The sequence below is a fragment of the Acinetobacter sp. CIP 102136 genome (assembly GCF_000369685.1).
Classification (GTDB): domain Bacteria; phylum Pseudomonadota; class Gammaproteobacteria; order Pseudomonadales; family Moraxellaceae; genus Acinetobacter; species Acinetobacter fasciculus.
Genome location: NZ_KB850141.1, coordinates 390,946 through 406,030, shown reverse-complemented (window position 1 = coordinate 406,030; position 15,085 = coordinate 390,946). Strand labels below are relative to the sequence as shown.

Below are 15,085 nucleotides of genomic sequence, written 5' to 3'. Positions count from 1 at the left end.
CCTTTTTTTATTTGAATTGCCATCTTTCCAGATGCCCAGTCAACCCAATTTAAATGGAGAAAATGTATATTTTTATTGCAAATGATAAATACTATCATTAATATCCAGTTTCTTATTTGAGCAACAATACTAATTTATTCTTCGGTTCGGGAATTTGGTCATGCATAGTTTTAGTCTTCGTCCACTTACATTGGCAATTCTTGGGGTTACAGCAACATCTGCTTTCGCAGAGACTGTGAACGAGACAGCGACTCCTACAACAACACATCAAATGTCTACGATTGTGGTTTCAGCGGCGGGATATGAACAGAAAATTAAAGATGCTCCAGCATCTATTACAGTTCTAACAGAAGAAGATTTTAAAACTAAACGCATTACTTCTATCGCTGATGCTCTTGCTGATGTAGAGGGTGTCGATGTTTCACCAGAAGCAGGTAAGACTGGCGGTTTAAATATTCGTATCCGTGGTATGAGTCCAGAATATACTTTAATTCTTATTGATGGACGTCGCCAAAATAGTACCGGCGATATTTCACCAAACGGTTTTGGTGAGACAAATAATAATTTTATTCCACCTATTTCTGCAATTGAACGGATTGAAGTGATTAAAGGCCCAGCTTCTACACTTTATGGTTCAGATGCTATGGGGGGTGTAGTCAATATTATTACTAAAAAAGTGGCTGATACTTGGACAGGTTCTGTAACTTTAGATGGAACGCTCAATCCAAATTATTCAGACTTCGGCAACCAACGTAGCATTGATTTTTATGGTTCTGGCCCTTTGATAAAAGACTTATTGGGTCTTCAGATTAGAGCTAAACATTGGGAACGTGATGAGTCTTCAATTACTCAAAATATTGACGAGGGAGAGTCTTTAAGTGGTGGCCAAAGCCCTGCCGAAGGTAAGATGGACACTATCGGCGCACGTCTAACCTTAACGCCTACAAGTGATCATGATATTTCTTTAGATATTGAATCTCAACGCCAAACATATGAAAACCCAAGTATTTCTTCTGGTTTCCAGTTAGGCACTGTAGGTGCAAATGGTGGTTATGCAGATACCATGGAATTCAATCGTGACAAGTATGTTGCTGCACATCAATGGCGCAATACGATTGGTACTTTAGATAACAGTTTAACTTACAATACTAGTGAAACTGTAGGACGTTTAATTCCGTCGCGTGCTCAAGCAGGCTCTTTAGAAGAAAATCCTCGTTTATTAGAAAGTGAAGATTTAATTTTCGATACTAAATTCACAACTCAAGCTATTGATGGACATAATATTACCCTAGGTGGTCAATGGTGGGATGCAAGTATTAAAGATGGTTTACGTGTCAACAAAGAAGTGAGTTTTGACCAACTCGGCTTATTTGCAGAAGATACTTGGGCACTTAATGATTCGTTAGCACTTACACTTGGTTTACGCTTTGACGAACATAGTACTTTTGGTGACTTTTGGACACCACGTGCTTACTTAGTGTGGAACGCAAATGAAAATTGGACATTCAAAGGTGGTTATAGTGAAGGTTATAAAGCCCCACGTCTAGAACGTCTTACTGATGGTATTTACAACGTAAGTGGGCAAGGTCGAACACCTACCTTTGGTAATCCAAATTTAAAACCTGAAACAAGTAACAACTTTGAAATTGGTACTTATTTTTCTAGTAATACTAACTTTGATTTTAATATCACAGCTTTCTACAGTGAAATTGAAAATAAAATTATTACAGGCTTACCTGAATTCCGTTGCGATGCCAATATAAATAAAGCTGATTGTGAAGCATTTATGGCAAGTGTCGGTACACCTTGGTTAATGCAAAGTGGTGATACAGGTACTCGTGGCTGGAATGTTGCTCGTCCAGTAAATGCTCAAAAAGCAGAAATGTATGGTATCGAAACGGGTTTCAACTGGGATTTTGCCCCGGATTGGAAACTTAATGCCAACTATACTTGGACAGAAACTGAGATTAAAGATTCTGAACTAGGTAATCCATCATTTACAGATACACCTAAACATATTGCAAATGCCACTTTAAGATGGCAAGCCGCTGATCAACTGCAATTATGGGCACGTGGTGAGTATCGTAGTGAACGTGACCGTTATCCTGGGCAAGTTTATGACAACTTAAGCGCTACCGATCAAGAAGTATTCAATACTTTAGGAGACTTTAAAGGTTATGCCTTAATGCACCTTGGCACAAATTATACGGTAAATGATAATTGGGATTTAGGCGTAGCTTTATATAACGTTTTCGATAAAGACTTTAATAAATATATGTCAATTGCAGACAGTGCATATAATGAATATGTAAACACCCAAGAAGGTCGCCGTGTTCAACTCAGCACTACTTTTAAATTCTAATTAAACTATTAAATTAAACCCTGCCCTGGCAGGGTTTTTTCTTATCGTGCGATCAATACTTTCCAAAACATTATTAATTTATGCCCCTCTATAGACATCATTATTCTCAATAAAAATTTAACAATCAGATTGATTTACCAATATTTATTAAAAACATAAACTTAACTATTTATTGTTATAATATTACATTTATAAACTCATTTAATATTTTCTTAAAGATCATGAATTCCCATGATAAAAAGATAAAAATAAAAACAAGAATCATTATTATTCGCATACATTTTTAGCATTCATTTATTAGGTTTAACATGACCTTCATTAAAACACGTAAAAAAATCGTTTCTTCTGCAATTGTTTCATCTTTATCAATGGTAGCTGCATCTGCGATGGCAGACGAACAGGTGATCCAGTTAGAGACGATTCATCAAGAAGTCAAAGCTGAACAAACACCCAGCTTAAAAGTAGATCAATCTGCGAATAGCAAATTTGTTGCGCCTTTACTCGATACCCCAAAGTCAGTTTCAGTGATTTCAAAACAGCTGATTGCAGATACACAAGTGACGACTTTAGCTGATGCACTGCGTACAGTTCCGGGGATTACCTTGGGTGCAGGTGAAGGTGGTAATCCGAATGGTGACCGTCCATTTATTCGCGGTTATAACTCTGAAAGCTCGATGTATGTAGACGGCGTTCGTAATGCCACTTCACAAAACCGTGAAATGTTTGCGGTAGAACAAGTTGAAGTGACCAAAGGTTCTGCTTCTGCCATGGGCGGTGCAGGCACCACTGGCGGTAGCATTAATATGATTTCTAAAGTCGCTAAAGCAGGCGATTTTCTAGAAGGCTCGGTCGCTGGCGGCACTGACAATTACCAACGTATTACTTTAGATGGCAACAAAGATTTTGGTAACGGCATTGCTGCACGTGTTGCCGTCATGGGACATCAAAACGAAAAAGCAGGCCAGAAAGACGGTGCAGAATATAAACGTGCTGGGATTGCACCGAGTATTGTATTTGGTCTGGACACCCCTACCCGCGCGACTTTAAGTTATTACTATTTAAAATCGGATGACACGCCGGATTCAGGTGTTCCTTATAAGTATGATGCGGCAAAAAAAGCCACCATCGGTAAACCTGTTGATGTAAAACAGGGCATTTATTATGGTTTATTAAGTCGTGATTTCCAGAAACAGGAAAATCAGATCGGCACCATTAAACTGGAACACGATTTAACGGATAACCTGACCCTGAGTAATACAGCGGTATATAGCACTGCCAAAAATGACTACTTATGGACCCAGCCAGATGACTCCAAAGGTAACGTGCTAAATGATAAAGTCTGGCGTCGTATAAACTCACGTATTACTGATACCAACATCTTTACCGACCAGCTTGCTTTGACAGGTAAGTTTAATACAGGTGCATTCAAGCATAGCTTTAATATAGGTGCAGAGTACTCAGATCAAAAATCTGACAAAGGTAACTACTTAACAAGTTATCCAGGCTATCCAGGTACCACCACAGGTGGTTTCAACAGCGACTGTGCTATCAACGATGCATGGTGTACATCATTAACTAATCCAGACTCACGTAATCAATGGTTGGGCTCTTCCGCAGCCAACAAAAATCTCACGACAACCACGACCGAGACTACATCTGTCTATCTCTTAGATAATATCGAGTTTAGCCCGCAATGGTTATTAGATTTGGGTTTACGTTGGGATAAATTTGATACCAAGCAAACCACAAATGCGACTGGCGACTCTATTGAAAATAATACCGACTTCCTGACCTATCAGGCTGGATTAATCTTTAAACCTGTTGAAAATGGTTCTATCTATGCAAGTTATGCGACTTCTGCCAATCCGGTCGGTGTAGATGGCGGGGATGGTTCAGAAACAATTGGCCAAGCCTATATGGACTTAGATCCTGAAGAGAGCCGTACCTTTGAAATCGGCACAAAGTGGGATGTGTTAAATGAAAGACTGAGTTTAACCGCTGCCGTGTTCCGTACTGAAAAACAAAATACACGGATTCAACTGGATGCTGCTACATATACCAATGGCGGCGACACCCAAGTAGACGGTCTTGAGCTGGGCGTAAATGGCCAAATTACAGATAAATGGGCTGTATCTGCTGGTTATACTTATCTCGACAGTGAAACTGTGAACCCGGGCCCATCCTGTAACCGTCAAGGGGTATGTACACCTGACAACCCTGCCAAAGGTAAGCAAATGCAGAATGTACCTAAAAATTCTGCAACCCTGTGGACTACCTATGCTGTAACACCTGCTTTAACTTTAGGTGCAGGTGCTGTTGCAATGGATAAAGTTTATGGTGATGCAGCCAATACCAAGTGGGTTCCAGGTTATGTCCGTTATGATGCTATGGCGCGTTATAACGTGAATGAAAATGTTGATTTGCAATTAAACGTCAATAACCTGTCTGATGAACGTTACTTCACCAAAGCTTATGCCTCTCACTATGCCACTGAAGCAGAAGGCCGTAGTGCAGTGCTGGCAGTCAACTTTAAATATTAATTCAATATAACCGCATAGCCTCCTGATGGGGGCTATGTTATTTTTAAAATACGATTATTCAGGGGTTTCTCGTGCTGCATCATATTCCAAATGTACTGAGCAAAGAACAGGTGCAATATTTCCGTGAGGAGATGAATAAGATTGAGTGGGTCAACGGCAAAGTTACCGCGGGTACACTCTCTGCAACGGTGAAACAGAATCAGCAACTGCCTGAAGATCATTCCCTGACCCAGCATTTAAGCACAATCATTCTTGAATCGCTGGGACAGCATCCACTATTTTTATCAGCTGCAATTCCACTGGATATTATTCCTCCCCTGTTTAACCGCTATGGAAATAATGAATCTTTCGGCTTTCATGTCGACAATTCCATTCGTCGGATTCGCGGGAGCAATGAACGCCTCAGAACGGATTTATCCTGTACGGTTTTTTTAAGTGAGCCAGAAGAATATGTGGGTGGTGAACTGGTGGTCGAAGACACTTACGGTTATCACGAAGTGAAACTTCCTGCCGGTGATATGATTCTGTATCCGTCGACCAGCCTGCATGAAGTCACGCCAATCACTGCCGGTTGTCGAATTGCTTCATTTTTTTGGGTACAAAGCATGATCCGTGATGATGCAGAACGGCATATGCTGTTTAATCTGGATCAGAGTATTCAAAACCTGAGAATGCAGCTGGGTGATCAGCATGCAGAAGTCATGAAACTGACCAACCTGTATCATAATTTAATGCGTAAATGGGCTGAACTTTAAAAGATGTTCTGACGTCAATGATCTTTGAAAATCATTGGATTTATTTTTTATTAAAATATACTGCGTTATGGCACTATTGAACGTAATAAATAACGCATTATGTTAAAATAAAGAAAATATAAAATACAATATTAAAAATAATTGAAAATATTTTCCATCACTTAAACTTTATAAGAAAATCTTTATTACCATACGACTAAAATCCATAAAAATAGCAAAAACTTTTCGGGATAAGTGGATTAAACTTTAAATTATAAGTAAGGCATTTAGTGCATTTGGTGAAGCTAAACCACCAATATTTAGACCATATTTTAGGTTTGAACCAGACTGTCACTAAAACCCAATGAATAGACAAAATCTATGCCGCTGACCCACGCACCGCTTTAACCAAGATTACGGTACCCAAGTTAGCATAAGGAGCTCTCTCATGATGTTGGCTGATCCAAGTAAAAAATACCGTCGCATGTATCAACGTGTGGACTTACCAGACCGTCAATGGCCGAACAATGAAATCAACAAAGCGCCAATCTGGATGAGTACTGACCTGCGTGACGGTAACCAAGCGATCTTTGAGCCAATGAACATGGAGCAGAAATTCAAGATGTTCCAGATGCTGGTCAAAATCGGTTTCAAGCATATTGAAATCGGCTTCCCCTCAGCATCGCAAATTGACTTCGATTTCACCCGTAAATTGATTGAAGAAGGTCATATTCCAGATGACGTTTATATCGAGGTATTGGTTCAGGCACGTGATCATTTGATTCAACGTACCTTTGAATCTTTACAAGGCGCAAAACGTGCCATTGTACATATCTATAATTCCAACTCGCCGACATTCCGCAACAAAGTCTTAAATGTTGATGTAGAAGGTGCAAAACAGTTAGCCATTAATGCTGCACAGAAAGTAAAAGAATATGCCGCAAAACAGCCGGAAACTGAATTTGTATTTCAGTACAGCCCGGAATGTTTTACTGCAACCGAATTAGAAGTTGCAAAAGATGTCTGCGATGCCGTCACTGAAATCTGGGAAGCATCACCGACCAATAAAGTCATTTTGAACTTGCCTGCAACCGTAGAAGTTTCAGGACCACACATCTATGCCGATCAAATCGAATGGATGCACCGTAACATTCAGCGTCGTGACGGCGTAATCATTTCAGTTCACTGTCATAATGACCGTGGCTGTGGCATTGCTGCTTCTGAATTGGCAATTATGGCTGGTGCTGACCGGGTCGAAGGTTGTGTATTTGGTAATGGCGAACGTACCGGTAACGTCGACGTGGCTGCGATTGCCTTGAACATGTACACTCAAGGTGTAGCACCAAACTTAGACTTCTCCAACATCAATGAAATCATTGCGACTGTGGAAGAATGTACTGGTTTACCTGTGCACCCGCGTCATCCTTATGCCGGTGATTTGGTGTTTACTGCATTCTCGGGTTCGCATCAGGATGCTATCAAAAAAGGTTTCGAGTTCCAGAAGAACGAAGAAATCTGGGATATGCCGTACTTGCCAATCGACCCGAAAGATTTGGGCCGTGACTATGACGCCGTGATCCGTGTTAACTCACAATCAGGTAAAGGTGGTATTGCCTACTTATTAGAATCTAACTACAACGTGATCTTGCCGCGTCGTTTACAAATTGAATTTTCTCAAATTGTACAAAAGCGTACCGATGAGCAAGGCACTGAAATCAGTGCGACTGAAATCTGGAAGTTGTTCAAAGAAACCTATGTGGATGCTAAAAACGTTCACTATTCTGCGAAAAACTACAAATTGTCGGATGATAACGGCAATCAGGTGATTGAGCTGGATCTTGAAATTGATGGCCAGTCACGCCGTGTTCGCGGTGAAGGCAACGGTCCAATTTCTGCGATTTTGGATGCACTTCAGTTACCGATTGATGTCGTAAACTATGAAGAGCGCAGCATCAGTTCTGGTGCACATGCTAAAGCCTTGGCCTTGATCGAACTTCAGGTGAAAGGTACCGGTAAATCTGCCTTTGGTGCCGGGGTACATGATAACATCGTGACCTCTTCCATTGAAGCAATTATTGCCTCGACCAACCGCCTGATTGATCAGGGTGTATTAAGCACTGATCAGGTGATTGCTGCTGCGGTCTAAACGGCTGTATTAGAATTAGCAATAATTTATAGCACTAAAATGACTTTAGAAGGATACCGGCAAATGGTATCCTTTTATTATTCATACTAAAGATTTAAGGCGAATCCTCCCCGTGTCTTTTCCAGCTGACTCAGTGGGCATTGTTGTCCCACAAAAGTTCCAATTTGAAGAGCCGTTAGAGCTTGAATGCGGTCGCATCCTCCCACGTTTTGAACTGATGGTTGAAACTTATGGCGAACTCAATGCCGATAAGTCCAATGCCATTCTGATTTGTCATGCCCTTTCCGGTCATCACCATGCCGCAGGCTATCATCATGCAGATGATAAAAAAGCCGGCTGGTGGGATTCATGTATTGGCCCCGGCAAAGCCATTGATACTTCAAAATTCTTTGTGGTTTCACTGAATAATATTGGTGGCTGTAGCGGTTCTACCGGCCCGATCTCACCAAACCCTGAAAATGACAACCGTCCTTATGGCCCGGATTTCCCACTGGTTACGGTCCGCGATTGGGTCAAAACCCAAGCCCTGCTCTCTGATCGTTTAGGGATTGATACTTGGGATGCCATCATTGGTGGTTCACTGGGTGGCATGCAGGCATTGCAATGGTCAGTGGATTATCCAAACCGTTTAAGAAAATGCGTGATTATTGCCAGCGCGCCAAAGCTTTCAGCACAAAATATTGCCTTTAACGAAGTGGCACGTCAGTCGATTTTGTCAGACCCAGATTTCCATAATGGCCGTTATCTGGAAAATGACAGCTATCCTAAACGTGGCCTGATTCTGGCACGTATGGTCGGCCATATTACCTACCTGTCCGAAGAAGCCATGAAGCAGAAGTTTGGCCGCGATTTGAAATCAGGCAAATTTATGTATGGTTTCGATGTTGAATTTCAGGTCGAAAGCTATTTGCGTTATCAGGGTGAACAGTTCAGCCGTAACTTCGATGCCAATACCTATCTGATCATGACCAAGGCACTGGATTACTTTGATCCGTCGCGTGAATATGAACAGTCGCTCAAAAAAGCCATGGCCAATACCCAGTGCAAGTTCCTGGTGGTGTCATTCACCACTGACTGGCGTTTTACTCCTGCCCGCTCGCAAGAAATCGTGGACGCCTTAATTAGCAACCATAAACCTATCAGCTATCTGGATATTAATGCCGAACAGGGTCATGACTCTTTCCTGTTCCCGATTCCGCTCTATGTAAAATCTTTGCGTGCATTTCTCGGGGGTGAAGAACACCTGAAAGCAACACCGAAGGAGACCATATAATGCGTATCGATCAACAACTCGCTGAAAAGTGGATCAAGCCGGGTTCCAGCGTACTCGACCTTGGTTGTGGCGATGGTGAACTGCTGGCACAAATGAGCAAAAAGCACGATATTCGTGCATACGGATTAGAAATTGATCAGGAAAAGATTGCAATTGCGGTCAGTCGCGGGTTAAATATCATCCAGCAGGACTTAAACCTCGGTTTAAGCCGTTTTGCCGACCAGTCTTTTGACAATGTGGTCATGGCACAAGCTTTGCAGGCTGTAGATGCACCTGACGTATTATTGCGTGATATGGTGCGTGTGGGGAAACAGGCCATTATTACCTTCCCGAACTTTGCCCACTGGAAGACCCGTTCTTTCCTGGCAATCAAAGGGAGAATGCCGGTTTCTGAAGCCTTGCCGTATATGTGGTATAACACCCCGAATATCCACTTATGTACATTTCGTGATTTTGAAGCACTTTGTGCGGAAAATAACATCAAAATTATTAATCGACTCGCTGTGAACGGGAATCAAGAAGATAGTTTGCTCAGCAAGCATCTCCCGAATCTATTTGGTGAAGTCGCAATTTATCGAGTGAGCGCGCTATGAAAAAATTATTATTAAGTACGACGCTACTGGCGGGACTTTTTGGCATGCAAGCCCATGCAGATTATGTTGCACCGAGTCCTTCTGTTGCCAGTCAAGCGGCTCAGTATTCCATCATGGATATCAACAGTCTGACCAAAGCAGCGAAAGCTGGTCAGGCCGGTGCACAGTTTTATCTGGCCACCAAATACCAGTATGGTAAAGACATCCAGAAAGATGAACGTCAGGCCTTTGCCTGGTATAAAGCTGCTGCGGATCAAGGTCTGGCAGTTGCACAGCTGAATGTTGGCCGTATGCTGGCCGATGGTATTGGCACCAGAAAAGATGAAGCGCTGGCGCGTCAGTATTTTGAAAAAGCGGCCAGCCGTGGCGATAACCGTGCCAGCTTTAACCTGGCAATGATGGAAGAGAAAAAGAAAAACTACATGGGCGCATACCAATGGTATGAACTGTCTACCCGTGATGGCATGCTCGACAATAAAGTGATTACACTGTCTGAAGGCAGAAAAACTGCATTGGCGGCGAATTTGACCCAGGAACAGATCCGTCAGGCACGTGATCGCGCAGACCGTTGGATTCAGGCACAATAAGCTAAATGGTATAAATAGCACCTTCGGGTGCTTTTTTATTGCCGCAAATTCTTCATCCATTGCTAAAATAGCGCCATTCTTGATCTAATAATGAGTTTTAACATGGCTGCAACTGACTGGTTATCCCAAGGCACACTGGTATTGGCGAGTAATAACAAAGGTAAAATTGCCGAGTTTGAAAAACTGTTTGCCGAGTTACAACTGCCGGTTGAAGTCGTGGCTCAAGGCAAGCTGAATATCGAAGATGCGATCGAAGATGGCTTAAGCTTTGTAGAAAATGCCATTATTAAGGCTCGACATGCTGCTAAAATTTCCGGAAAACCTGCTATTGCGGATGATTCAGGAATTTGTGTGCCGGTTCTTGGAGGCGCTCCCGGCATTTACTCGGCTCGTTATGCTGGGGAACATGGCAACGATGCCGCCAATAATGAAAAACTGCTGGCCAATCTCAAACCCTTACGCCAAGAAGGTGAAGCGATCGAGGGTATGTTTGTTTGTGTACTGGCACTGGTCCAACATGCCGAAGATCCCTTACCACAAGTCTTTCAGGGTATCTGGCACGGGGAAATTCTGGAAGCTGTGCGTGGTGAAAATGGTTTTGGCTATGACCCGTTGTTCTGGTTACCGGAACTCGGAATTTCCAGTGCAGAAATGAGCAAGGAAGAAAAGAATAAAATCAGTCATCGTGGACAAGCGATGCAGTTTTTTAAGGCGAGTTTGGCGAAGTAAGTTCCGCCTCTCATTACCCCTCTCCCTTTGGGCATAGGTATCTACACAATTCCTGAACTTTGCGTTAAATTGAAGAGCATGCTCTTCAATTTAACATCTCTGGCCTGGATCAGCGTCTTGTCAAGCGCTATAACAGCCTTGTAAAGCTCAATATGAACCCTCTTGCTTCACTTGCTCCGGCAATCAAAGACCTGGCTTCTGCCCAAAAGTCGAGTTTCGCAACCACACAAGCGGTCTGGCGATTCCTGAATAATGACAAAATCTCTTTTAGTCAGTTAAACCAGCCAATTGAACATCTTGCATGTGAACAGATCAAGGCATCACCGCATCAATATGCATTGATTGTTCATGACTGGTCTCAGCTACAGTATGTGAAACACCATCATAAAATTCAGCGCCTGCAAAGAACCCATCAATATGATTCAGGCTATGAATTGCAAAGCAGTCTGCTGGTTGATGCAGCCTCGGGACTACCTATTGCGCCACTGGCGCAGACACTATCAGATGCCTCAGGCTGCTATTCCACATTCAGTCAACACTCTGCTGGGCGCAAATCTCATCTAGATTCACTTACCGAACAAATCAAAGTGATTGAACAATATCCCATTGAGAAAACATGTGTTCATATCATTGATCGTGAAGGTGACTCCATTGCCCACCTAAGGGAAATGAGCAGCCAGGGTTTTAAATGGCTGATTCGGGCGAAAGAAGGCCATCGAATTGAGCATCAGGGCAAAACATGCAAAGTTGCAGAAGCCGCAGAACGAGTAGAAACGCAGCAGGTCCAGCCGATTGCCTATAAAGGAAACCGGCATATGTTGCATGTGGGAGAAACTGCTATCCGGATAACACGTGCAGCAAAACCGAAGAGAAATGACGATTCAGGCCAACGGGTTGCTCCCCAGCCAGGGAGTGCGATTGAAGCCAGATTAATTGTTGCCGTAGTGAAAGATGATCAGGATAAGACCGTCGCAAGATGGTCACTAATCAGCAATGTTCCATCAGAGATTACTACGGTAGAGATGACGACCTGGTATTACTGGCGCTGGACAATTGAATGCTATTTCAAGCTGCTCAAGCAGGCAGGTCATGATATTGAAGCATGGCTTCAGACCAGACCTGAAGCCATTTTAAGGCGGTTACTGATTAGCTGTATGGCTTGTGTTTTAACTTGGCGAATCCAGCGTTCTGAAGATGAACACCATCAGAAAATTCGTGTATTTCTCACCCGTCTTTCAGGTCGGCAGCAGAAAAGAGGTAGGTTGGAAAGTGCACCTGCCTTATTGGCAGGGCTTTCGATTTTACTGAACACTCTTCAACTGCTCTCGGAATATTCAATAGATGAACTCAATGAGATAGCCACAATGGCATTAGGTATCTCATAGATGTGTAGATACCTATGCCCTTTGGGAGAGGGCTGGGGTGAGGGATTTTTAAAATACACCTCTCCCCTTGCGAAACAGCGTTTCTCATCTCCTAAAAAGAGAAGGAATCTATAGTGTAGGCATCAATACATGCACGACTGCCCCATATAGGGCAATCAAGATCGCACTGGCCAAAGTTCCCGAGGCAATATATTTGGCGGAATGGCCCGTTCCCTGATAATGGGTTTCCAGTGCCACAATATTGGCTGCAGGCGGCAATAAAAAGAACATCAGCATTACCGCATAAGTCAGCATCTGCTGCGGAATAGGTAAATAATAATAAGCGGCAATACACAGCAAAACCGCAAACAGCCCTCTATAAAAAATCAGTTGCAGACTACGCATTAAATCGAAGCGGCTGATCCGCACGTTGCTCAGCCACATTCCCAGCACACACATGCCGCTAAAAGTCACCAACACTTTATTGGCCTGATACAGCATCTCTATCCCGGGTACTTGCTGCCAGTGGCTCAAATCCCAAAATGATAATAGCGCTGCCACCGACAGTGCCACCACAGGTGGTGAGAGCAGTACATTCTTTAAAATATAGCCACTATCTTGTCTGGCTTCACTGACTGCCATCACCGCACAGATATTGCCAAACAAGGAACCACCGATGTACAGGGCAACTACGGTACTGGTTGCTTGCGGGCCAAAGACTGCCAGGGCAAAAGGAATCCCCAGCCATGCCCCGTTTAAATAGCTCAAACATAAAGCACGCAGTTTATTTTTCAAGGTGAAATAAAATAGGGCAAAGAACAGACAGGAACAGAAAAAGCTGAAGGCAATCAGCCACAAACTGCCCTCTTGGTAAAACACCATGTTGTAGATAATCAGTACTGGAATCAGTACTCGGGCCAATAAAGACGCCAAGAGAGGTCGAACTGGTTTTAAATATTGCACCCCCCAATAACCGATCAGAAAAGACAGGAGGGGAAGAATTAAGGCCATGACAATGCTGCTGAGATTTCCATATCAAGCTGTATGCTAGCACAGCTTAGTTTTTCTCAAATGATAGAATTTTTGATCTGAGTGATTCATACCCTGCTACTGTTTCGGCAAACTGTCATCAAAGCGTCACCGCGCTGTCATACAAGCCTGCTGAGATAGGTGCATGAAATATAGAGGATAAAATAATGGCAGGATTATCAATTTGGCATGTGCTGATTTTTGCAATTGTGGTGATTTTATTGTTCGGTACATCAAAACTTAAAAATCTGGGTAAAGACGTCGGCGGCGCGATTAAAGACTTTAAAAAATCAGTCAAAGATGAAGAGGCAGAACAAGCTCAGCTTGCAGAGCCACGCACCATTGATGCTCAGGTCAAAACTCCTGAACATTCGGTTAAAAGTTAAGAGTTCGCTATGCTCAATATTGGAATGACCGAGCTGCTGATTTTCGGGATTATTTCGCTTTTGGTTCTTGGGCCAGATAAGCTTCCGGAAGCAGTACGTTTTGTCGGAACATGGTACGGCAAGATCAAGCGTATGGTGAGCAATGTTCAGAATGATCTTGATCGTGAATTGCGCCTGTCTGAGCTACGTGAACAGATGCAGGCTGAAATGCAGCGGATTCAGGAACTGGAGGCCAAGATGCAGGCACAAGTGGCTAATTTGCAGCAGCCGATTGTAAGCGATGAAGTAAAAATAAAATCGCAAGCTGTCCAGCCCTTGCTCAGCTATCAGCCGGTGATACAGCCTGTATCACCCGTGTATTTACCCAAGCCTACAGCAATTCAAACCGTGATTTCCGAACAACGCTATACAGAAATGAAGGTGGCCGTATGACATCCTTGCCGACCACACCAGCCTCCAATGATGCTGCAGCACTGAACCTCGAACAGATGCCGATTACCCAGCATTTGATCATCTTAAGAAAGCATCTGTTTAAAGTGGTTGCTGTCCTGATTGGCCTGTTTTTCTGCTTATTACCCTTTGCTAATCAGACTTATCAATGGTTGTCTGAACCGTTGCGTGCACAGCTACCTGCCAGTTCAACCATGATTGCCACGGATGTCACTGCAACCTTCATGGCACCTTTTAAGCTGAACTTCTTTGTCGCGCTGATGATCGCGATGCCGTTCATCCTGTATCAGCTCTGGACCTTTATTAAGCCTGCGCTGTATGCCAAGGAAAAGAGCCTGGCCTTGCCGCTTCTGATCGGCAGTATCGTACTTTTTTATACCGGCATCAGCTTTGCCTACTTTGTGGCATTGCCCTCGATTCTGCATTTTTTTATCAGTGTTTCGCCTGAAACTGTAGCCCCGATGACCGACATCAACAGTTATCTTAGCTTCTGTTTAAAGCTGTTTCTGGTCTTTGGTTTTACTTTTGAGATTCCCATTATTACCCTGGTTCTGATCTTGATTGGCGCAGTTTCGACCCAGACTCTGGTAGAGAAACGGCGCTTTATTATTGTGGGTTGCTTCTTTGTAGCAATGTTTGTGACGCCCCCGGATGCCCTGTCAATGATCATGCTGGCTGTCCCGATGTGGCTGCTGTTTGAACTGGGTTTGCTGGCAGGGAAACTGATTGAAAAACGTCGTTTAAAGACCGAATAATAATAACCAGCCAAAACAAAAAAAATATCGATTTACTCAGGCAGCTCTGGCTGTCTTTTTATTTTCTAAATTTCAATAAAATACTGATTTATTTAACTTTAATGCAACATTTTCTTAAGATTACTGTCACATCCCAG

At 43.0% G+C, this 15,085-nt stretch carries 13 protein-coding genes; 12 read left to right on the top strand and 1 reads right to left on the bottom strand.

Translation table 11 applies throughout. The annotated features are described in order from the left end of the window. The first annotated feature begins 160 nt into the window (after window positions 1–160). From F893_RS04775 to F893_RS04735, 9 genes are all read left to right on the top strand, one after another. Window positions 161–2,362, top strand: coding sequence for a TonB-dependent receptor domain-containing protein (locus tag F893_RS04775; protein ID WP_005250685.1), 2,202 nt, complete (start codon window positions 161–163; stop codon window positions 2,360–2,362). Window positions 2,363–2,670: 308 nt separating this feature from the next. Continuing rightward, window positions 2,671–4,902, top strand: coding sequence for a TonB-dependent receptor (locus tag F893_RS04770; RefSeq protein ID WP_005250683.1), 2,232 nt, complete (start codon window positions 2,671–2,673; stop codon window positions 4,900–4,902). A gap of 71 nt (window positions 4,903–4,973) precedes the next feature. Continuing rightward, entirely contained in the window at window positions 4,974–5,657 is a 684-nt protein-coding gene (locus F893_RS04765) for a Fe2+-dependent dioxygenase (protein ID WP_005250681.1), read from the top strand. Window positions 5,658–6,084: 427 nt separating this feature from the next. Then, the gene (gene leuA / locus F893_RS04760) at window positions 6,085–7,782 is read left to right on the top strand and encodes a 2-isopropylmalate synthase (RefSeq protein ID WP_005250679.1); all 1,698 of its coding nucleotides are present in this window, start codon (window positions 6,085–6,087) and stop codon (window positions 7,780–7,782) included. Between the two features lie 112 nt (window positions 7,783–7,894). After that, entirely contained in the window at window positions 7,895–9,055 is a 1,161-nt protein-coding gene (gene metX, locus F893_RS04755) for a homoserine O-succinyltransferase MetX (protein WP_005250677.1), read from the top strand. Then, entirely contained in the window at window positions 9,055–9,648 is a 594-nt protein-coding gene (gene metW / locus F893_RS04750; protein WP_004278415.1) for a methionine biosynthesis protein MetW, read from the top strand. The genes metX and metW overlap by 1 nt, the downstream gene beginning before the upstream one ends. Then, a complete protein-coding gene (locus F893_RS04745) occupies window positions 9,645–10,235 on the top strand; it encodes a tetratricopeptide repeat protein (RefSeq protein ID WP_004647420.1) in 591 nt (196 codons plus the stop codon). Before metW ends, F893_RS04745 begins: the two co-directional genes overlap by 4 nt. A 102-nt stretch (window positions 10,236–10,337) precedes the next feature. Continuing rightward, window positions 10,338–10,964, top strand: coding sequence for an RdgB/HAM1 family non-canonical purine NTP pyrophosphatase (rdgB, locus tag F893_RS04740; protein ID WP_005250674.1), 627 nt, complete (start codon window positions 10,338–10,340; stop codon window positions 10,962–10,964). A 152-nt stretch (window positions 10,965–11,116) separates the two neighbouring features. Then, window positions 11,117–12,349, top strand: a complete 1,233-nt coding sequence (locus F893_RS04735) for a transposase (RefSeq protein ID WP_004730312.1) — start codon at window positions 11,117–11,119, stop codon at window positions 12,347–12,349. 108 nt (window positions 12,350–12,457) lie between these two features. Here the strand turns inward: F893_RS04735 and F893_RS04730 are convergent, their stop codons facing one another. Beyond that, the gene (locus tag F893_RS04730; protein WP_005250672.1) at window positions 12,458–13,339 is read right to left on the bottom strand and encodes an AEC family transporter; all 882 of its coding nucleotides are present in this window, start codon (window positions 13,337–13,339) and stop codon (window positions 12,458–12,460) included. Window positions 13,340–13,524: 185 nt separating this feature from the next. Here F893_RS04730 and tatA point away from each other — a divergent pair, with 185 nt between their 5' ends. From tatA to tatC, 3 genes are read left to right on the top strand one after another with little or no spacing between them, the layout of a single operon-like run. Further along, window positions 13,525–13,743, top strand: coding sequence for a Sec-independent protein translocase subunit TatA (gene tatA / locus F893_RS04725; RefSeq protein WP_005245949.1), 219 nt, complete (start codon window positions 13,525–13,527; stop codon window positions 13,741–13,743). A 9-nt stretch (window positions 13,744–13,752) separates the two neighbouring features. Next, window positions 13,753–14,175 (top strand): Sec-independent protein translocase protein TatB, encoded by a 423-nt coding sequence (gene tatB, locus F893_RS04720; protein ID WP_005245947.1) that lies wholly within the window; start codon window positions 13,753–13,755, stop codon window positions 14,173–14,175. Beyond that, window positions 14,172–14,948: a twin-arginine translocase subunit TatC gene (tatC, locus tag F893_RS04715; RefSeq protein ID WP_005107926.1), complete on the top strand. Its 777-nt coding sequence runs from the start codon at window positions 14,172–14,174 to the stop codon at window positions 14,946–14,948. Before tatB ends, tatC begins: the two co-directional genes overlap by 4 nt. The last annotated feature ends 137 nt before the right edge of the window (window positions 14,949–15,085 follow it).

Coding starts and splice junctions, on each gene's coding strand:
- F893_RS04775 (WP_005250685.1), top strand. CDS start 161: ATGCATAGTTTTAGTCTTCGTCCACTTACATTGGCAATTCTTGGGGTT.
- F893_RS04770 (WP_005250683.1), top strand. CDS start 2,671: ATGACCTTCATTAAAACACGTAAAAAAATCGTTTCTTCTGCAATTGTT.
- leuA (WP_005250679.1), top strand. CDS start 6,085: ATGATGTTGGCTGATCCAAGTAAAAAATACCGTCGCATGTATCAACGT.
- metW (WP_004278415.1), top strand. CDS start 9,055: ATGCGTATCGATCAACAACTCGCTGAAAAGTGGATCAAGCCGGGTTCC.
- F893_RS04745 (WP_004647420.1), top strand. CDS start 9,645: ATGAAAAAATTATTATTAAGTACGACGCTACTGGCGGGACTTTTTGGC.
- rdgB (WP_005250674.1), top strand. CDS start 10,338: ATGGCTGCAACTGACTGGTTATCCCAAGGCACACTGGTATTGGCGAGT.
- F893_RS04735 (WP_004730312.1), top strand. CDS start 11,117: ATGAACCCTCTTGCTTCACTTGCTCCGGCAATCAAAGACCTGGCTTCT.
- F893_RS04730 (WP_005250672.1), bottom strand. CDS start 13,339: ATGGCCTTAATTCTTCCCCTCCTGTCTTTTCTGATCGGTTATTGGGGG.
- tatA (WP_005245949.1), top strand. CDS start 13,525: ATGGCAGGATTATCAATTTGGCATGTGCTGATTTTTGCAATTGTGGTG.
- tatB (WP_005245947.1), top strand. CDS start 13,753: ATGCTCAATATTGGAATGACCGAGCTGCTGATTTTCGGGATTATTTCG.
- tatC (WP_005107926.1), top strand. CDS start 14,172: ATGACATCCTTGCCGACCACACCAGCCTCCAATGATGCTGCAGCACTG.